The organism is Nocardia sp. NPDC060249 (genome assembly GCF_042728755.1).
GTDB lineage: Bacteria > Actinomycetota > Actinomycetes > Mycobacteriales > Mycobacteriaceae > Nocardia.
Genome location: NZ_JBHXAQ010000005.1, coordinates 246295 through 264380, shown reverse-complemented (window position 1 = coordinate 264380; position 18086 = coordinate 246295). Strand labels below are relative to the sequence as shown.

Annotated in this window: 17 protein-coding genes and 1 riboswitch; of the genes, 7 read left to right on the top strand and 10 right to left on the bottom strand. The window is 67.6% G+C overall.

Annotated elements, in window-relative coordinates; translation table 11 throughout:
• The 6 genes from ACFWFP_RS20615 to ACFWFP_RS20590 form a co-directional block, all read right to left on the bottom strand.
• Window positions 1-1038 (bottom strand): MlaD family protein, encoded by a 1038-nt coding sequence (locus ACFWFP_RS20615; protein ID WP_379297319.1) that lies wholly within the window; start codon window positions 1036-1038, stop codon window positions 1-3.
• Window positions 1035-2300, bottom strand: coding sequence for an MlaD family protein (locus ACFWFP_RS20610; protein ID WP_379297317.1), 1266 nt, complete (start codon window positions 2298-2300; stop codon window positions 1035-1037). The genes ACFWFP_RS20615 and ACFWFP_RS20610 overlap by 4 nt, the downstream gene beginning before the upstream one ends.
• Window positions 2301-3155 carry an ABC transporter permease gene (locus ACFWFP_RS20605; protein WP_379297315.1) on the bottom strand — a complete coding sequence of 285 codons (855 nt, stop codon included), beginning with the start codon at window positions 3153-3155 and terminating at the stop codon, window positions 2301-2303.
• Window positions 3155-3985 (bottom strand): MlaE family ABC transporter permease, encoded by an 831-nt coding sequence (locus ACFWFP_RS20600; protein WP_379297313.1) that lies wholly within the window; start codon window positions 3983-3985, stop codon window positions 3155-3157. Before ACFWFP_RS20600 ends, ACFWFP_RS20605 begins: the two co-directional genes overlap by 1 nt.
• A gap of 2 nt (window positions 3986-3987) precedes the next feature.
• On the bottom strand, window positions 3988-4482 hold the full coding sequence (locus ACFWFP_RS20595; RefSeq protein ID WP_379297697.1) for a hypothetical protein: 495 nt from the start codon (window positions 4480-4482) through the stop codon (window positions 3988-3990).
• A gap of 285 nt (window positions 4483-4767) precedes the next feature.
• Window positions 4768-5421, bottom strand: a complete 654-nt coding sequence (locus ACFWFP_RS20590) for a TetR family transcriptional regulator (RefSeq protein WP_379297311.1) — start codon at window positions 5419-5421, stop codon at window positions 4768-4770.
• A 272-nt stretch (window positions 5422-5693) separates the two neighbouring features.
• On the opposite strand from ACFWFP_RS20590, the gene ACFWFP_RS20585 reads away from it, so the two are divergent.
• Window positions 5694-6806 (top strand): GGDEF domain-containing protein, encoded by a 1113-nt coding sequence (locus tag ACFWFP_RS20585; protein WP_379297309.1) that lies wholly within the window; start codon window positions 5694-5696, stop codon window positions 6804-6806.
• Window positions 6807-6873: 67 nt separating this feature from the next.
• Window positions 6874-7791 carry an LLM class F420-dependent oxidoreductase gene (locus ACFWFP_RS20580; RefSeq protein WP_379297307.1) on the top strand — a complete coding sequence of 306 codons (918 nt, stop codon included), beginning with the start codon at window positions 6874-6876 and terminating at the stop codon, window positions 7789-7791.
• Between the two features lie 16 nt (window positions 7792-7807).
• On the opposite strand, the gene ACFWFP_RS20575 is transcribed toward ACFWFP_RS20580, so the two are convergent.
• Together ACFWFP_RS20575 and ACFWFP_RS20570 are read right to left on the bottom strand one after the other, a co-directional pair.
• Window positions 7808-9022: an acyl-CoA dehydrogenase family protein gene (locus ACFWFP_RS20575; RefSeq protein ID WP_379297305.1), complete on the bottom strand. Its 1215-nt coding sequence runs from the start codon at window positions 9020-9022 to the stop codon at window positions 7808-7810.
• Window positions 9023-9157: 135 nt separating this feature from the next.
• Window positions 9158-9955, bottom strand: a complete 798-nt coding sequence (locus tag ACFWFP_RS20570; protein WP_379297303.1) for an SDR family NAD(P)-dependent oxidoreductase — start codon at window positions 9953-9955, stop codon at window positions 9158-9160.
• Window positions 9956-10034: 79 nt separating this feature from the next.
• Window positions 10035-10168, top strand: a riboswitch (cobalamin riboswitch).
• 105 nt (window positions 10169-10273) lie between these two features.
• Between ACFWFP_RS20570 and ACFWFP_RS20565 the strand changes: the two genes are divergently transcribed.
• From ACFWFP_RS20565 to ACFWFP_RS20545, 5 genes are read left to right on the top strand one after another with little or no spacing between them, the layout of a single operon-like run.
• Entirely contained in the window at window positions 10274-11800 is a 1527-nt protein-coding gene (locus tag ACFWFP_RS20565; RefSeq protein WP_379297301.1) for an ABC transporter substrate-binding protein, read from the top strand.
• Window positions 11797-12558, top strand: a complete 762-nt coding sequence (locus tag ACFWFP_RS20560) for a class I SAM-dependent methyltransferase (RefSeq protein ID WP_379297299.1) — start codon at window positions 11797-11799, stop codon at window positions 12556-12558. Before ACFWFP_RS20565 ends, ACFWFP_RS20560 begins: the two co-directional genes overlap by 4 nt.
• 11 nt (window positions 12559-12569) lie before the next feature.
• Window positions 12570-13535 (top strand): ABC transporter permease, encoded by a 966-nt coding sequence (locus ACFWFP_RS20555; RefSeq protein ID WP_379297297.1) that lies wholly within the window; start codon window positions 12570-12572, stop codon window positions 13533-13535.
• On the top strand, window positions 13532-14353 hold the full coding sequence (locus ACFWFP_RS20550; RefSeq protein WP_379297295.1) for an ABC transporter permease: 822 nt from the start codon (window positions 13532-13534) through the stop codon (window positions 14351-14353). The genes ACFWFP_RS20555 and ACFWFP_RS20550 overlap by 4 nt, the downstream gene beginning before the upstream one ends.
• Window positions 14346-15878 (top strand): ABC transporter ATP-binding protein, encoded by a 1533-nt coding sequence (locus tag ACFWFP_RS20545; RefSeq protein ID WP_379297293.1) that lies wholly within the window; start codon window positions 14346-14348, stop codon window positions 15876-15878. Before ACFWFP_RS20550 ends, ACFWFP_RS20545 begins: the two co-directional genes overlap by 8 nt.
• A 19-nt stretch (window positions 15879-15897) precedes the next feature.
• Here ACFWFP_RS20545 and ACFWFP_RS20540 read toward each other — a convergent pair whose 3' ends face one another.
• Both ACFWFP_RS20540 and ACFWFP_RS20535 read right to left on the bottom strand, forming a co-directional pair.
• Window positions 15898-16515, bottom strand: a complete 618-nt coding sequence (locus tag ACFWFP_RS20540) for a hypothetical protein (RefSeq protein WP_379297291.1) — start codon at window positions 16513-16515, stop codon at window positions 15898-15900.
• A 91-nt stretch (window positions 16516-16606) separates the two neighbouring features.
• Window positions 16607-18064, bottom strand: coding sequence for a hypothetical protein (locus ACFWFP_RS20535; protein ID WP_379297289.1), 1458 nt, complete (start codon window positions 18062-18064; stop codon window positions 16607-16609).
• Window positions 18065-18086: the final 22 nt, after the last annotated feature.

Here is an 18086-nt window from a genome sequence, read left to right as displayed (position 1 = left end):
TCACCTGCAGATCGGCGATTGTTGGATGGTGCCGGTCGGCGAGGCCAGAGCGACGATGGTCGGCACCAGGGTGGCCAGCGCGGGCAGGAAGGTCACACCCATGTTGCACAGGTAGGTGTTGAGGTAGGACCCCTCCTGGCTCGCCCTGGCGAGCCCCTTCAGCAGGGCGGGCAGGTTGAAACCCAGGTAGGCGAAACTGTCCTTGTTCTGCTCGAAGTGCTTGGTGAATCCTGGTTCGCGCGTGAGGAATTCGTTCAGCTGTGGCCGCACGTCCTCGACGACGGTGGCCAGGCGCCCGGTCACCGACGCGACGGTCGTCAACGACCCCATCAGCTCGTCACGGTGACGCGAGAGCCCGTCGATGATCGAGCGTGATTGCGTGAGCAGGGTACTCACCGAGCCGCTGTGCGCCGCCAGATCCCCCACCACCTGGCTCAGGTTCGTGATCACCGCGCCGAGCACCTGATCGGGTCCGGCGACGGACTCGGCCAAAGTGGAGACCTGCGCGATCAGCAGCACCAGCGACGTGTTGTCACCCTGTAGCGCGGTGATCAGCGCACCGGTCACATTGTCGACCTGCTGCGGATCCAGTCCGCCGAACAGGGGCTCGAACCCGTTGAGCAGCACTGAGATATCGAACGAGGGTTCGGTGTGCTCGAGCGGGATCGTGCCACCGGGCGCCACCTCCTGTGGTTCCCCGAAGTCGGCCAAAGAGAGGCCGAGATAGCGCTGGCCGATGACATTCTGATAGGTGATCGAGGCTTTCGTATTCCCGAACACCTTCTGCTGTTCTTCGACCCGGAACCGCACCTCGGCGCGATTGCCGACCAGCGCGATCTCGTCGACGCGACCCACCCGCACCCCGGCCATCCGCACATCGTCGCCGGCGCGCAGGCCGGTGACGTCGCTGAAGATCGCGGAGTACGTTCTCGCTGTGCCGTCCACCCCGCGGTGCAGCGTGACGAAGGTGACCCAGATCAGTCCGAGGGACACGGCCAAGAACAGGCTCAGTCCGACCAGTGATCGACGAAAGCTCATCGGCCGCCTCCCGCCGGGAGCGGACTGTCGGAGAGCAGTTGGGCCAGTACCGATTCCGCGGCGTTGGCCTCACCGCCGAGAATCCGGCGGATCAGGTCCTGCAGTTCCGGTCCCAGCTGGGGTACCGGATACGACCGCGGATTCATGCTGGGTGACAACTCCTGCTCGGGGATCGTGTCCGGCGCGGTGGCGCAACTCGGTGCGGCCAGCTCGCCGTATCGGGGGCAGTCCGCGCGGGTGTAGACGGTGTGCGGGCTCAACCGGAACTGGAATTTGCCGGTACCCATCTGGGTGTCGGAGTTCCAGAACTCGGCGAACCACAGATCCGAGATCGTTTTGATCCGGACCACGATCGGTGCGAAGCCGGCCGCTCCCTCGCCCACCACATCGAGCACCGGCACAAGATCATTCGTCACCGTGACGATCTGATCGGTATGTCGCGCCAGCCCGCCCCCGACCGAGGACAAGGTGTTGTTGCCCGCGGACAGCAGGTTCAGCAGTTCGCCTTCGCGTTCGGCGACCGTGCGCAGCGGAAGCACCGCGGAGTGCAGGGCGTCGAGGAGATCCGGCGCCGCCGCGTTGAGTCCGCGCACCGCCTCGGCCATCGCGCCGAGAGTCGACGGACCACCGTCCGGGGCGAGCAACGCATCGAATTCCCTGGTGATCCGGTCGAGTTGCCCACCGGCGCGCACGAGGTCATCACCCCGCCGATCCGTGGCCTGGGCTACCGCGGCGAGCAGGCCGACGGTGCTGTCGGACCCGAGCCGCCCGGTGGCGGCGATGATCTCGCGCAGCTTGGTCAACGCGGTCTGTAGCTGGACGGTCGCGAGGCTGCGGTCCTGGGCGATCTCGGTATCGGCAGTCAGCGCGGGGCCGGGCCCGTTGTCCACCAGCTGGACCGAGGACACGGCGAAGACATTGCTCGGCACCACCCGTGCGGTGACCGTGCGTGGGACCTTGGAGGCATAGGCCGGGTCGAGCAGCAGCGTCACCCGATTCGCACCACCGTCGGCGGCGAGCGTCACCGTGGACACCGCGCCGATCAGCAGGCCACGAAACTTGACGTCGGATCGGGCGGGGAGGCCATCGCCGAGCTGATCCAGCACGGCGATCACTTCCACCTTGTCGTCGAAGCGGCCCGTCGACTTCATCAACAGTGCCGTGACCATGGCCACGGTCAGCACGATCAACACCACGCCGCGCAGCACCAGCGAGAATGCGCCGGGACCGCGCCCATCCTTCTCGAACGGAGTCGCCGACATCTACCCTCCCAGCCGAGCGCTGGAACCGATGCCCCACAGACCCACGGTCAGTAGCAGATTGACCACGATCATCACCGAGATGGACGCGCGCATGGCCCGGCCCGCGGCCGTGCCGACGCCCTGGGGGCCGCCCGCCGCGTAGAAGCCGTAGTAGCACTGGATCGTCGAGGTGAGGATGACGAACAGAATCGCCTTGATCAGCGAGTACACGATGTCGGGGCCGTTGAGCACCAACTGGAAGTAGTGCTGATAGGTGCCCGCCGACAGACCGCCGGACAGACCGACCACGACTTCCACGGCCAGGTAATTGGCCGCCAGGCACACCAGATACAGCGGGAACATCGCGACCACCGACGCGAGGATCCTGGTGCTGACCAGATAGGGAACAGCGCGGATGGCCATCGCTTCCATCGCCTCGATTTCCTCGGCGATCCCCATCGCACCGAGTTGCGCGGTGAACCGGCACCCCGCCTGGGCGGCGAACGCCAGCGAGGCCATGATGGGCGCCAATTCCCTGGTCGAGGCGGTCGAGGCGATCAACCCGACGGTGGGTTCCATGCCGAGCAGGTGCAGTGCGTTGTAGCCCTCCAGGCCCACGATCGCACCGCCCGCCGCGCCGAGCACGATGATCACGCCCGCGGTACCGCCACCGACGACGATCGACCCGTTTCCCCAGGTGATGTCGGACAGGATGCGCAGGAATTCCTTGCGGTAGTGCCGCAGCATCACCGGGATCGAGATCAGGGCCCGGATCAGGAACGTCCCCATGTGGCCGACCCGCATCGCGCCCGAAGCCAGCCGAACCGCGGCCCGATACACCGGCCGCACCCCCGGCGGGTAGTACTGCGCGGCCATTACAACCCCTGCCGTGGCAGCAGGATCATGTACAGCTGGGTGAAGGCGACGTTCACGATCATCAGCAGCAGGATCGAGGAAACCACGGTGGAGTTGACCGAATTCGCCACGCCCGCCGGACCGCCCTTGGTGGTCAGCCCTTTCTCGCAGGCGACCACGGCGACGATCGCCCCGTAGACAACGGCTTTGATCATGGTCAGCACGAGATCGTCCACGGTCGCGAAGGACGAGAACGTCGCGACGAAGCTTCCCGGCGCCCCGCCCTGGACGAAGACATTGAACAGGTATCCCGCGAGAAAGCCGACGAAGCAGACGATTCCCGTCAGCGACACCCCGATCAGTACCCCGGCCGCCAGCCGGGGTACGACCAGGCGGCGGATCACCGAGACACCCATGATCTCCATGGCGTCCAGTTCGTCGCGGATCTTGCGCGACCCGAGATCGGCGCAGATCGCCGACCCGACCGCCGAAGCCATCAGCAGCGCCGCAACCATCGGCGCTCCCTGCCGGATCACCGCGAGCCCACTCGCCGCACCGGCGAGCGAGGTCGCCCCGACCTGCCCGGCCAGCAGCCCGAACTGAATCGACAGCGTCACCCCGATCGGCAGGGCGACGAAGATCGTCGGCAAGGCCGCCGACGATGCCATGAACGCGGCCTGTCTGACGAACTCCTGGAACGCGAATCGACCGGTGACCACGTCGATGGCGAGAAAGCGCAGGGCGCGCATGCCGAGGACGAACTGGCCACCGACCGTTTCCAGGGCGGCGATCGGGTGTCGGCGGAGATAGCCGCGTGCCCACTCGGCTATCTCACGATCGGCCGTTGCCATGGTCAACTCGCGGAGACCAATCCAGAGGTGGTCCGTGACGCGCTGACACGGAACATCTCGGTGGGGCCGACTTCTTCGGCGGGAAATCCCGCCGTCGCCAAGGCGCAGGCTTTGAACGCGCGCGCCGCGCGGCTGACGCGATGGTGGGTGATCTTCAGTCGATCCGCCAGTTCGGCCGGCAGCGCGTCGCCCCACAGCGACAGCTCGGCCGAACGGTGGTCGAGACAGTCCAGAATGCCGTCGCGCACACGACAATCCGCGAACATCTGAGTGGGGACAGCCACGGCGTGCGGCCAGGTGTCGTGTTTCGGTGCCGCCAGCGACTGTTCGATATCGAGCACTGTCGCACCGAGGATCTGCAACGGGCGCACGTCGGAGTGGTCGTCGACGAGCACGGTCACTTCCCACCCGGCCGTTGTTCGATCGAAGAGCCAACCTCCCGCGTAGCGAACGACTTCCACGGCATTCGGCGCGACGATGGCCAAGCGATATCGCAGCGGATGCCGGCGGGCGTGGGCTCTCCAGTGGGCGGAATCAACGAACTGTGCGGCCATGGGCTTCCCATCCAAACTTCGAATCTGAAGATCTCGGCAGGTGCGCCCCACGCCCCAGAATTCGATCGCTCGGAGCCCCTGCCGACCACACGGTAATCCGGTTACTCAGCGTGTGACAGCAGTCTCACCCAAGTAACTTGTGATCTGCATCACATAGATTCGTTCTTGACGTACAGCGTCGAAATTCGTTCCACCGCAGGTCAATAGGGTCGCGAGCACTGTCAGGGACTAACGGTCCGGTCCGTAGGGACCAGCCAGCGACGGATACACGGGGAACGGCGAGCCCGCCGTGCCGTCGGCCGCGCGAACGCTCGCCGCCGGGGCCACGCTGTTGCTGGTCAAGCGGTCGATAGCACGCTCGAGCGTGGGCAGGATCTCGGTCACGTCGAGATCCTTGTCGACGAATCGACCGGTCAACGCGTAGATCATATTGGTGACGATCAGTCCGATGTCCTCGACGTAGGCCGGATCGTAGCCCTCGAACAACACCGCGGCGACCGGCAGCACGGCACTCACACCCTGTGCGTCCAGCTGCCGGCCACCGACGCCCCTGCGCGCGCGATGGTAGGCCTCGAGCATCCTGGGATTGCGCTCCCACGGCTCGAAGACGTGCCGAATGACGCGGATCAACCCGTCCCGCAGCGACTCCCCCGGAACAGGCAATTCCAGCTCGGCGTAACTGTTGATCGCCATCCACCGGGTGACCGCGGCGACCATCAACTCGTCCCGGGTCGCGAACTTCTTGTACACCGTCGCCAGCGACACCTGGGCCCGACGAGCAACCTCCTTGAGCTGCAGATCGTCGTACCCATCCGACATCAACATCTCCATCACGACGTCGATGATCCGGACCGAGGAATCCGTTTCCGGTGACCGTTTCACCCCCTCACGGTATCGCCGCTGGTCGACTGTCCTACTCCCTACTCCCAGGCTGATCGACTCGAGGCCGCAGATCTGGCGGTCTTCGCCGGTGAAACCGGTCGACGCCGATCTCGACGGCGCCACCACCGCACGCGACGCGGCGGCTCGAGCGGTCCGTCGAGATCCCGAGACGGTCCGACCTAGACTACTGCCGATCAGCTGGTGGGATTTCCTGAAGTTCCACACGCGCAACCAGCGAGTTAGGCGATGCGATCGGGACCAAGGGTGGGTCGATGAACGACGGCAAGACGCTGCGGGCCTGGTGGACAGACCCTGTCGACTACCGGTGGCTGGTGCGCACGCTGGCCGCCAGGTCGGCGCTGGTTCCGCTGAAGATCTTGATCGGCATCGCCGGCGCCGGTATCGCGGTGATGGGCGCGGTGATCGCGGGAACGCCGGTGGGCCCGCCCGGTCATCCCGGCGTCGCTTCGACGGTCGGAGTGTTGTCCGGGACCCTGTGGGCGGCGCGCTGGTGGCTGCTGCCCTGGCCGAGCAAGACCGAGTCGCTGGTGCTGATCGCCTGTGCCGATGTGCTGTTCACGGTGGAATTCCTCCAGCTGCAGGATCGGCTGTTCGGAGCGATGGGCACCGTACTGCTCCTCGGCACCGGCAGTTATCTGAGCTTTTTCCACAGCGCCAGGGCACTGGCCCTGCATTCGGTGTGGTCGTTGCTGTCGGTGGTGGTGTTCTCGGTGCGGATCGCCACCGGCGGTGGCAGCATCGAGCTCGCCCTCGCGGTCGCGTTGCTCCTCGCGTCGGTGGTCAGCGCGGTGCCCGCGTTCCAGCTCCTGTATTCGCTGCTGCGCACCGAGTCGCTGTCGGACCCGCTGACCGACCTGCTGAACCGCCGGGGCCTCGAGAACCGGCTGCCACAGCTGATGGATCGCAATCCCGCGATCTGTGTCATCTGCTTCGATCTCGACCGGTTCAAAACCGTCAACGACACCTGGGGTCACCGGATCGGCGACATCGTCTTGATGCGGACCGCCCGGCGGCTGCGCGAGGCCGCCGGGGAGCTGGCGGTGGTGGCACGCACGGGTGGCGAGGAGTTCGTGGTGGCCGCCCCCATCGCCGCGGCCGCCGCGCGCAGGGAAGCCGAACGGCTGTGCCGCGTGATCGCCGAGCCACCGGAGACCACGGTGGCGGTCACCGCGAGTGTGGGTGTCGCGGTGTTCGACGCATCGAACTGTCCACGATGCCCGTGCCCGACGCCGGACCGGCTGCTGCAATCCGCCGACGCGGCGATGTACCGGGCCAAGCAGTCCGGCGGGAACCTGGTGGTGGTCGACGAACTCACCCCGCCGGCGGACCACCGTCACCCGGGCGACCCGCAGGACAGCCGGTAGCACCCACCGCTCCCGAGATCGGGGCACCGCCGCGCCGGAGCTGTTCGCATCGGGCACGATGGTGATCATGGACCTCCGCATCTTCACCGAACCCCAGCAGGGCGCCGACTACGACACGTTGCTGTCGGTGGCGCGCGCCGCCGAGGAGCTCGAATTCGACGCGTTCTTCCGCTCCGACCACTACCTCGCCATGGGCGATGCCTCGGGCCTGCCCGGCCCGACCGATGCCTGGATCACCCTGGCCGGGCTGGCCAGGGACACCTCCCGTATCCGGCTGGGCACCCTGGTCACCGCCGCGACGTTCCGGCTACCGGGGCCGCTGGCCATCCAGATCGCCCAGGTGGATCAGATGTCGAACGGGCGGGTCGAACTCGGTCTCGGCAGCGGCTGGTTCGCCGCCGAACACGCCGCGTACGGAATCCCGTTCCCGGACAACAGGTTCGGCCTGCTCGAGGAGCAACTGGCCGTCATCACCGGACTCTGGGACACCAAGCCGGGGGCGACGTTCAGCTTCGAGGGCGCCCACTATCAGCTCACCGACTCCCCCGCCCTGCCCAAGCCCGTACAAGACCCGGTGCCCGTGATCATCGGCGGCAACGGCAAGGTCCGCACCCCGCGCCTGGCGGCCCGCTACGCCACCGAGTTCAACATGCCGTTCGCCTCGATCGACGACAGCGCCGCCCAGTTCGACCGGGTGCGCACCGCGGTGCGCGCAGCCGGTCGCACCGACGAACTGATCTACTCCAACGCCCTGGTCGCCTGCGTCGGGCGCACCGACGCCGAGGTAGCGCGCCGGGCCGCCGCGATCGGCCGCGAGGTGGACGAACTCGCGAGCAACGGCCTGGCCGGCTCGCCCGCCGAGGTCGTCGACAAGATCGCCCGCTACCGCGAGATCGGCGCGAGCCGGATCTACCTCCAGATCCTCGACCTCGCCGATCTCGATCACCTGGAACTCATTGCCGCCGAGGTGCAATCGCAGCTCTGAGAGATCGATGTCGCGGTCAGGGAAGCAGACCGAGGGCGGTGCGGCCGACGACGTCGAGGATCACGTCGGTGTTGGGGGGATGGAGTTGTCCGGTGCGCACGTCGCGGTAGAGACGTTCGAGTTCGTTGCGGCGACTGACCGACGACGCGCCGACCACCTGCACCGCGGTATCGACGACGTTCTTGGCTGTCCTGGTGGCGAATTCCTTCGCCGAGAACAGACGCGGAACCGCCCACACGCCGAGATCGACGCCGGCGTCCGCGTCCCGGGTCGCCGTCTCGAGCAGTGCGTACGCGGCATCGAGCTGGATTTCGGCTTCGGCGATCTGGCGTTGTACCGCCGGTTTGCCGGCGTGGGCCTCGACACCGGGGACCAGCGAGGAGCGGGTGCCGGCGTGCAGGATCGCGACATCGAGTGCCCGCCGGGCGATCCCGAAGTAGACATTGGCCAGCAGCGGCAGGTACCAGCCGAGGATGCCGTTGATCAGCGGGGGGTAGGCACCGCCGGGCGCGTGCGTTCCCGCGAGCGTCGCGGCTTCGGCACGGGCGTTGTCGAAGATCGTGTCGTCGCTGCGGGTCGCCCGCACGCCGAGGGTGTCCCAGGTTTCCTCGGTGCGCACCCCCGGCTGATCGCGGGCGACGAACAGATGCACGATGCGCGGGTCGGCGGGGTCGGAGTCGTCACGGGCGTGGATACCCACCGAGGTCCACACCGGGCCGAGCGAGGTGAAGGTCTTGCGGCCGTCGACGCGGTAGGAGCCGTCGGGCAGGCGCCGGGCGCTCACCACCGAATCATCCAGTCCCACATCGTTTCCGCGTTCACCGTGACCGGCCGCGAATACCTCGCCGTCGCGGACCGCGGCGAGCAACCAGCTGAAGTCCTCCGCGCCGGAGACGGTCAGCGCGGCAGCGGGCCCGGTCCAGTACAGGTGCATATTCACCGCGAGCGCTGTCGCGGGTGCCCAATACGCCAATTGCCTTTGTTCCCTGGACAATTCGCTGAGCGACAGGCCCCGGCCACCGTACTGCGGCGGCAGCGCGGCGCGCAGGTACCCGGCCTCGCGCAGTTCCTCGAAATCCTCGGTGAAGAAGGTGTTTTCAGCGTCGTAACCGGCCGCGCGGGCGTGGAACCGGTGGTAGTCCTCGGTGCTGAAGAAGGCGCTCGGCGCGGCGGCCGCCGAGAGCGGGGAGGTGCTGCTGGCCACGACGGTGGGTGTGACGGTGCTGGTCATCGCTGGTCTCCCGGGTTCGCCTCGGCGGCGAGATCGATGGCTTGCGCGAATCGGCGCGACGCCGAATGTGGCAAGTATCGCGGGCCGGCCGGGCCGCGGTGAAGCAATAGAATCGGCCCGATCACATCCCGAACGTCAGTAGAAGACCGGCCCGGGAACGCCACCGCCGGCCGCGATGGCATCACCGGTGATGGCGATGCTGCGTGGCGAGGCCAGGAACGTCACCACATCGGCGACCTCACCCGCGTCGATGATCCGGCGGATCGAATTCTTGACCAGCTGTGATTCCAGCTCGGCCACGTCGCCACCGTCTTGCTCGACCTGGCGGGTGAGCCGTTCGGTGAGCCGTTCGGTGCGGGTGAGACCCGGGTGCACGACTGTCACATTCACCCCGTGCGGCCCCAGCTCGTCGGCGAGGTTCTTGGTCAACGCCGAGACGCTCACGTTGCGGATGGTCTGCCCGATCGAATTGGCCTGCCGCGCACCGAGCCCGCTGATGTTGATGATGCGACCCCACCCCTGCGCCACCAGATGGGGAGCGACGGCACGTGCGGTGCGCAGGTATCCGAGCACCTTGATCTCGACCTCCCTGCGCACGATCTCGTCGGAAGTGGCTTGCAGATCGCCGCCCGCGCCCGCGCTCCACGGTGTGGCGGCGGAGTTCACCAGGATGTCCACGCCACCGAGTTCGGCGACGGTGCGCGCGACGAGTTCTCTCACCTGCTCGTCGTCGCCGGTGTCGGTCGGTACCGCGATCACCCGCCGTCCCGTTTGCCGAGCGATCTCGTCGGCGGCGGCGCGCAGCGGGTGCGCCGACCGTGCCGCGAGCACCACATCCACCCCCTCCGCCGCGAGCCCTCGCGCGATAGCCAGACCGATTCCCTTGCTCGCGCCGGTGACGATCGCCCGTTTCCCATCCAGTCCCAGATCCATGGCCCGACGCTAACAATCACACCCACAACGCCACACGCCCCAGCTCGAGATGATCGAAACCCGCAGCAGCCAGGGCTTCTCGCAATGTCCGGCGCACCGCGTAGGATATCGCCTGTCCGTAGGGAAGACCGGTGCAAGTCCGGGGCTGTCCCGCAACTGTGAGGCTCGTTCCCGAGCCGAAGCCAGATACCTGCGGACGAACTGTTGAAACGGTCGTGATCACGTGGGTATTGATCGATGCGCCGAACCGAGCCACACCGGTTGTGACTTGTTTGCGCATGTCTTCGTCGCGTGAGAGCCCACGCGATAGGAGCCTCCATGCAGCCGTCGAATCTGCGCCGCCGCACCTTCCTGCTCGGTGGCGCGCTCGCCGCGGGCACGGCCCTGGTCGGGTGCAACCGCTCGGCACCGTCCGGGAACTCGGTCGACACCTTCACCGCCGCCTTCCAGGGCTCCGGTGCCGGTGAGGGGATCGATCCCGGTGTGAACACGCTGTTCATCGACGAGGCTCGAATGAAATCGGTCTACGACGGACTGTTCGAGATCGATGAGACGATGACGCCGATCCCGCGCCTGGCATCAGCGGCAGAGCCGAACGCCGACGGCACGCGGTGGCGCATCACCCTGCGAGACGCCGTCTGGCACAACGGAAAAGCCGTCGGCGCCGACGACGTGCTCTACACCTTCTCGAGGGTGCTCGGACCGCCGCAGCGCCGCCCGTTCATCGCCGCCTCCTCACTCGACAAGGTCGACCTCGCCCAGAGCCGCGCCATCGATGCGCGCACGGTGGAGATCGTCTTGAAGGAGCCCTCTTTCGAGTTCCTGATCGCGTTGTCGGCCTATGGGACCAAGATCGTGCCGAACGGAGCCACCGACTTCGAGCGACCGGTGGGGACCGGCCCCTTCGTTTTCGACTCCTTCACGGCCGGTAAAGAATTCGTGGCCACCGCCAACGATCGCTATTGGGACGGCGCCCCCTCGATCCGTCGACTGCGCATCGTCAGCGCGGAGTCCGATGCCCGCCTCGCGGCGGTACAGAGCGGCGAGATCGACTACGCCGACAACCTCACCCCGTCGGCCGCACGGACCCTGCAAGGCAGGCCCGGCCTGACGCTCGCGGCCACCCCCAACAGCGGCATCTACTTCTTCGCGATGAAGACCGACCGTGCCCCGTTCGACAACCCTGATGTCCGCCGGGCGGTCATGCGGATGCTCGACCGCGACGAACTGGTCAAGGTCGCGCTCGAGGGCAACGGCGAGGTCGGCAACGATGTGTTCGGCAAAGGCTTCCAGTACTACGCCGACCTGCCCCAACACACCTACGATCCCGACGAGGTGGGCCGGTTGCTACGCCGCGCCGGGGTCCGTGACCTGTCGTTCGACCTGTTCACCGCGCCGGTGGCGCACGGATTCGTCGAGTCGGCAAGGCTTTTCGCCGAACACGCGAGCCGCTGTGGGGTGAAGGTCAACGTCGTCCTCGGTTCCAAGGACACCTATTACACCGATGCGCTCAACACCGGCCACCTCACGATGGGCCAGTCCGGGCCACTGCCCGTTCCGAACCATTTCGCGTCACGACTGCTCACCGGATCGCCGCAGAATCGGACGAAGTGGTCCGATGCCGAGTTCGACGCGCTGTACGTCAAGGCGCAGTCGACACCTACCGAGCAAGGACGCGCGGCGATCTACCGCACCATGCACGAAATCCTGTACGACCGAGGCGGCTTCGTCTTCTTCGGCAACACCGCCTGGAACAGCGCCGCGGGTGATCGTTTTCAGCAACTGCCCGCCGCGGTGCCGAACTCGCACGGCTGGGCCCGATTCGACGAGGTGAACGCTCGATGACCGAACTGGACGCGGCGACGGCGCGGTACTGGCTCGAACGCTGGGACCGCCAGCAGGAGCACTACATGCCCGACCGCGAGCAACGATTCGAGGTGATCGGCGATGTGCTGGACGAACTCGGTGACCGCGACGACCTGTTGATCGTCGATCTCGGGGTCGGACCGGGAACCCTGTCGCAGCGGCTGCTCGACCGGTTTCCCGACGCCCGCGTTGTCGGCGTCGACGCCGATCCGCTGCTGCTCGGTCTCGCCGAGCCGGCGTTGGCCTGCCCTCGTTTCCGCACAGTGAACGCCGACCTGCGCACCGAGGGATGGCTCGACGCACTGGATCTGGAGCGAGTCCCCGACGCGTTCGTCAGCACCACCGCCCTGCACTGGATGAATCGTGATCCGTTGCGTGCGTTGATCAAGACCTGCGCGCAAGCGCTGAAGCCCGGCGGGTTGTTCGTCGACGGTGACCACCTGTACGAGGGCCCAGCCGGTACCGGGCTCGATGCTCTGGGCAAATCGTTGACCGCGCGCCGCGCCGAGCGACAAGGAACCGGGGACGGCGAGGACTGGGCCGCCTGGTGGGACGCGGTGAACCGAGCACCCGAGCTCGCCGACCTCGTGCGGGCCCGCGACGGCGGATTCGAGCACACCGTGCACGATCGCCCGACCGTGCACGACTACGTCGCCTTCGCCCGCGACGCGGGATTCGCCGAGGCCGGGATCGTCTGGCAGTACGGCGACGACCGCATCGTGGTCGGTATCCGGTAGCGTCCGTGCGCTTGTCGACCCCGTTCACCCGATTCCTCGTGCGCCGCACCGTCATCGGGGTCGGTCAGCTCGGTGTGCTGCTCGCCTTGGTGTTCGTGCTCTCACTGCTGCTGCCCGGCGATGCCGCCGACGTGCAGAGCAACGACGTCCTCGGCGCCGAGCAGCGTGCGGCGGCCAGGCATCTGCTCGGCCTCGACGTGGCACCGGTCCAGCGTTTCCTGGATTGGCTCGGCGGCGCCGTGGTCGGGGACTTCGGCGTGTCCTACGCCAACGGGCACCCGGTCGGCGACGTGATCGCCGACCCGTTCCTGACCACCGCGCTGATGGCCGTGCTGGCATTGGCGCTGCTGGTTCCTGTCGCCGTCACGGCCGGGTTCGCGGCGGGCTCGGCACCGGGATCGTGGTGTGATCGGATTGTCAGCACCGTCAGTATCGGGCTCGATTCCATTCCGGATTTCGTGCTCGCGGTCCTGCTCGTCAGCTACCTCGCCCTCGATCTGGGCCTGCTGCCCGCCACATTCCTGGGGACCGACCTCGACACCCTGCTCGACCGTCCCGAATATCTGGTGCTGCCGCTGATCGTGATGGTCGCTCGCGTCGCCGCTCCCCTGGTTCGGCTGGTCCGCGCCGGTGTCATCGATGTGATGGATCAGCCCTACATCGCCCAGGCCCGCCTGCTCGGCGTCGGCCGGATGTCGCTGCTGGCCCGGCATGTCGCGCCCAACGCGCTCGCGCCCGCGATGCAGGAACTCGGGCGCACCGGGGACGGATTGCTCTCCGGTGTGCTCATCGTGGAGGCGGTGTTCGTGGTGCCCGGCATCGCGTCGGCGCTCATCGGCGCCATCGGCAACCGTGACGACCCGGTCATCCTCGCGATCGTCGCGATCACCGGTATCGTCGCGATCGCGATCAACACCGTCATCGACATCGCCGGGCAACGTATGGTGCCGGTGTCGGCCGAAGGCATCCGCCGATGACCGTGCGCCGCTGGATCTACAGCGTGCTGGTCGCGGTGCCGGTACTCGTCGCGACCGTGGGGCCGTTTCTCGCCGTGGGGGCGCCACCGCACCGTCAGTCGCCGTTCGGGCCGTCGGACTGGTCACCGTTCGGCACCGACCGGCTCGGGCGTGACGTGCTGGCCGCCGCACTCACCGGCGGACGGACATTCCTCGTCGTCGCGGCCGTGACCGTCGCCATCGCCTATCTCGTCGGGTCGCTGATCGGTGTCGCGGCGGCCGCGGCGCCACGCGCGTGGGTGGACGAGTTGCTGATGCGCCCGATGGATGTGCTGCTGTGTCTGCCCTCGTTGCTCATCATCATGGTTGCCGCGTTACGCACTCGTGGCTCGGCGGTCGCTATCGCGTGTGCGATCGGTTTCGTGCTCATCGCGCCGATCTCACGATTCGTTCGCATGACGGCCCGCGGGACTGTCCACGGTCCGGTCATGGACGCGTTGCGGATGCAAGGCGAGAGCCGCGCCTTCCGATACGGCAACTACGCGGTAGCCGAGATGTCCCGGCCGATCGCCGCCGACCTGGCGTTGCGATTCACCGCTGCCGTGTACTTTCTGGCGTCGGCCAATTTCCTCGGCCTCGGCTTCGACACCACCTCCACCGATTGGGCCGTGTCGGTCGCGGCCAACAAGGACGCACTGACCATCGCGCCCTGGTCGGTGGCCCTGCCCGCGCTGTTGATCGTGGCGCTCATCGTCGGGGTCAATCTGCTCGCCGACGACCTGCTCGCCGACCCTCGCACCCGCGCCGCGCGCCTCGCCACCGGCGACCGCGATGGGTGAGCCGCTCATCAGTGTGCGTGCGCTGCGGGTCACCGCCGGCCGGACTGTCCTCGTCGACGGTATCGACCTCGACGTGCACGTCGGCGAGATCCTCACCCTGTTCGGTCCCTCCGGTGCGGGCAAAACCACGATCGCCACGGCGATAGCGGGCGTCGCCGTCGCCGGAACTGTGGTCGCGGGAAGCATTCGGTGCAGGGGTCCGCAGAACAGCGTCCGGATCGGCTACCTGCCCCAGCACGCGGCGTCCACCCTGAACCCCGCTCGCAGAATCGGCACCGCGCTGGCCGAACTGGAGCGCCTGCGTCGACGTCGCCTCGGGCTGCCGCGCACCGACCGAGCCACCCGGCGCGGCCACATTGCCGACGTGCTGACAGCCGCGGCGTTCGAGGTGTCCGACCCCACCCTGGCCACCATGCTCGGCAAGTATCCGTTCGAGTTCTCCGGCGGCGAACGTGCCCGGCTCGCGCTGGCACTGGTGCTGACGTCGGATCCCGATGTGCTCATCGTGGATGAGCCCACGGTCGGATTGGATCCCCTCGCGCGAGCCGCCCTGCTCACCGGACTGGACCGGCTGCGGCGGGCAGGCAAGGCCGTCGTGCTCGTCACCCACGACACCGTCGCCGTCGACCGAGTCAGCGACCGGACCCTGTTCGTGCGTGCGGGTCGGCTCCACGACAGCGGCCGACCCGCACCGTCGGCCGCCGCTCCCCGACGAGGAGCGCCTGAGGCGTCACCGCCTGTTCTGCGACTGCGCGATATCACTGTCTCCCAGCGACGTTCGCGCATTCTGCACGGCGTCGACCTCGATCTGCCTCGCGGTGAACTCGTCGCGATGATCGGTGTATCCGGGGCGGGCAAGTCGACGATCGGTCGCACGATCGCCGGACTGGTCGCTCCCGACAGCGGCCGAGTGCTGCTGGACGGCGAACCACTGGCCTCGCTGCGCCGGCGTAGCCGCGCACAGATCGCCGCCGTTCAGTACGTGTGGCAGGAGTCGGCGGCCTCGTTCGACCCCCGGCGCACGGTGCTCGACCAGGTCGCGGCCACCGCTGTCCGGCTACGCGGAGTCGACCGGGACACCGCTCGCCGGCATGCCCGCACGATCCTGAACGACTTGGGTATCGAAGCGCGGCAAGCACTTCGACACCCCGCGGGGTTGTCGGGCGGCCAGCTGCAACGCGCCGCCCTCGCGCGAGCCCTCGGCGCCGAACCCGATGTCCTGGTGTGCGACGAGATCACCACCGCACTCGACGCGCCACTGACCAGCCGAATCCTGGAGTACCTCGACACCTACCGGCACCGAACCGGCGCGGCGATCCTGATGATCACCCACGACCTGCGTCTGCATCTCCACCGCGGCGACCGGATCGTGATGGTCGACGCGGGACGCGTCATCGAGGCCGGCGTACCGGCCGAACCCTGCACCGACCCGTCCCTCCCGATCCTGTCCGGATTCCTGGCCGCGGACGAGCTCGGCCGTGCCCGGCAACTCGACAGTGGCAGGGAGACAACAACACCCACCTGATCGACGGAGTCCTCGCCCGCTACGGGGCGGGTTGGCTGCCCCGGCCCAGCGGTAGCGCGATGCGTAAGGCTCGAATGTCCTCGACCAGATCGGCATAGCCTTCCTGGACTTGAGCAAAGCGCAGGGCGGCGTGGTGCTGGTGTTCGGCGCTCTTGGTGTGGCGCAGTGTCCACTGAACGTGGGTGTAGGTGTCTGCCACGTGGCTGATCACCTCACCGAGGGAATGAGTGTGGCGGCGGCCCGAGGTGGGGCGAGGCAGATGGCAGGCCGACCACTCGTCGATCAGGCCGATGACGGTGTTGATCCGGCCGCTGGTGGTGGGGGCGTCGAAGTCGGCGGGCCGACGGGTGGTCGACACCGATGCGGTGAACAGGGTCGCGTGCAGATCCGCCAGCTCGCGCGCCCATCCGATCAGCGGGGACCCGCCCTGCAGGTTCCCGGCGACGGCGAGCAGTAGCTGACGGGCCTCCAGTAACCCCTCCGCGGTCCGTACGCGCGTGTCCTGCACAGCGCGGCTGTCGGGCTTCGCGGCGGAGCCGCCTGCGTGCGTCACTGCTACACACACCCGGCTCACCGGCGTCTGCCCGTTGCCCGATGGCCACGTCTCGGCGTCGTCGTAGTCATGACCCGAGTACATCGCCGAATAATCTCTGCGACAATGACATTCGACAGGGCATGTCGTAAATGTCGCGCTGTGGGGATGACGTCGTCAGGTTGCGTCGGCATTGCTACGCCGTCGCGAGGCGGTGTTCGGTCAGCGGACGCGCGGTGTGCCGGGTGGTGCGGACGGCCCGCCGGATCGTATGACAGAGATCGCGAACATCGGACCGCGAGGACGCGAGGGTCGCGGCGTGCACCAGCTGCCCCAGCCGGTCGCCGACTCGCCCGCTGTCGACCTGACCGGTCATGTCCAGGCAAGCCGTCGCGAAGGAGATCGCGTCATCGATCTGGCCGAGGCGAAAGGTGCCCGTGGCGATCGTGATGTTGTCGAACAGGATGCTGCGGGCAGGGCGTCCCGGCGTCGACGCGGCCAACGAAGCGCGAGCGGCGTCGACGGCTTCGGCTGTGTAATGTTGCGCGGTCTGTCCGCGGGCTGTCAGAGCGTACTCGTTGTAGATCACCGATCGCATACCGGTGAACTCTCCGGGGGTGAAGAACACCCGGGTCCACGGGTCGACGGGATGGTCGGCGACCCGGGCGATCTCGTCTTCGGCGCGGGCCAGCGCGGTCCGCATCCGGCCGGCATCGCCCATCATCGCGTGTGCCCAAGCCTCATTGGCGTACAAGCGGGCCGATTCCCCGCCGCCGGTGGCGTCTTGGGCGGGCAGCTGGCCGAGTTGGAACATCCGCAGCGCGACGCGCGGGTCGCGTTCGATCAAGCTGATCCGCCCCAGCACGTAGAGCGTCGACGCGACCAGGCTGTCCGCACCCGCTCGCCGCGCGGAAACCAAAGCCATGGTGGCGTATTGGCGGGCGCGATGCTGGTCACCGATGTCGTGGTAGGCCCACCCGATCAGCCGGGCCAGATCGGCGGTGGCTACCAGCAGTGCGTGCGCCAGTGTCGTGTGTCCGCGGTATCGGGCCAGCAGCGCGGTCGTCGATTTCAGGAGATCGACGGCCGTGCGCGCGACCGAGCCACCACCGTGTCGCTGATCGCGTTCCCGCAATCCCGAGGTGGCGCGGCGCACCGCATCGAGATCGAGGCACCTTGTGTCGCAAGCCATCTCGGGAACGTCCAGGGAAGGCAGCCAGGGCGTCAGGATGTCGGCGGAACCGACCACGGCGGTCGCGAGGGCCTCCAGCAGCGTCGCATCCGCGCCGCGACGCGTACCGGCACCGACGAACTCGGGAGCCTGTGACACCACTTCACGAGCGAACCCCACATTCAGGCCCGGCGAGGACAGCACGGAGTCGATCTCGGGCACCGGTGCGCCGAGCGCGGCCAGCAGAACGCGATAGGACTTGCTTGGCCTGCGGACCTCGCCGAGTTCCCAGCGCGCGACGTGTCGTTCCGAACACGCGACATTGACGCTGTCGCGGCGAGCCCGGTCGTTGATCAACTCGGCGAAATCCCCACGGCTGAGCCCTAATCGAGCGCGACGATAGGTCCGAAGTCGCTGCCCCCAGCTGTTCGCGGCTCCGGCATCGAGAGTGCCGCGGAGGGTGTCCGGGTCGGTGACGTCCATGAGTGGGCCCCACTCTTCTTGC

Excerpts from the sequence above, each read along its gene's own strand:
- ACFWFP_RS20540 (WP_379297291.1), bottom strand. The coding sequence starts at position 16,515 with ATGTACTCGGGTCATGACTACGACGACGCCGAGACGTGGCCATCGGGC.
- ACFWFP_RS20615 (WP_379297319.1), bottom strand. The coding sequence starts at position 1,038 with ATGAGCTTTCGTCGATCACTGGTCGGACTGAGCCTGTTCTTGGCCGTG.
- ACFWFP_RS20610 (WP_379297317.1), bottom strand. The coding sequence starts at position 2,300 with ATGTCGGCGACTCCGTTCGAGAAGGATGGGCGCGGTCCCGGCGCATTC.
- ACFWFP_RS20600 (WP_379297313.1), bottom strand. The coding sequence starts at position 3,985 with ATGGCAACGGCCGATCGTGAGATAGCCGAGTGGGCACGCGGCTATCTC.
- ACFWFP_RS20535 (WP_379297289.1), bottom strand. The coding sequence starts at position 18,064 with ATGGACGTCACCGACCCGGACACCCTCCGCGGCACTCTCGATGCCGGA.
- ACFWFP_RS20550 (WP_379297295.1), top strand. The coding sequence starts at position 13,532 with ATGACCGTGCGCCGCTGGATCTACAGCGTGCTGGTCGCGGTGCCGGTA.
- ACFWFP_RS20565 (WP_379297301.1), top strand. The coding sequence starts at position 10,274 with ATGCAGCCGTCGAATCTGCGCCGCCGCACCTTCCTGCTCGGTGGCGCG.
- ACFWFP_RS20575 (WP_379297305.1), bottom strand. The coding sequence starts at position 9,022 with ATGACCAGCACCGTCACACCCACCGTCGTGGCCAGCAGCACCTCCCCG.
- ACFWFP_RS20570 (WP_379297303.1), bottom strand. The coding sequence starts at position 9,955 with ATGGATCTGGGACTGGATGGGAAACGGGCGATCGTCACCGGCGCGAGC.
- ACFWFP_RS20585 (WP_379297309.1), top strand. The coding sequence starts at position 5,694 with ATGAACGACGGCAAGACGCTGCGGGCCTGGTGGACAGACCCTGTCGAC.
- ACFWFP_RS20580 (WP_379297307.1), top strand. The coding sequence starts at position 6,874 with ATGGACCTCCGCATCTTCACCGAACCCCAGCAGGGCGCCGACTACGAC.
- ACFWFP_RS20605 (WP_379297315.1), bottom strand. The coding sequence starts at position 3,155 with ATGGCCGCGCAGTACTACCCGCCGGGGGTGCGGCCGGTGTATCGGGCC.
- ACFWFP_RS20545 (WP_379297293.1), top strand. The coding sequence starts at position 14,346 with ATGGGTGAGCCGCTCATCAGTGTGCGTGCGCTGCGGGTCACCGCCGGC.
- ACFWFP_RS20560 (WP_379297299.1), top strand. The coding sequence starts at position 11,797 with ATGACCGAACTGGACGCGGCGACGGCGCGGTACTGGCTCGAACGCTGG.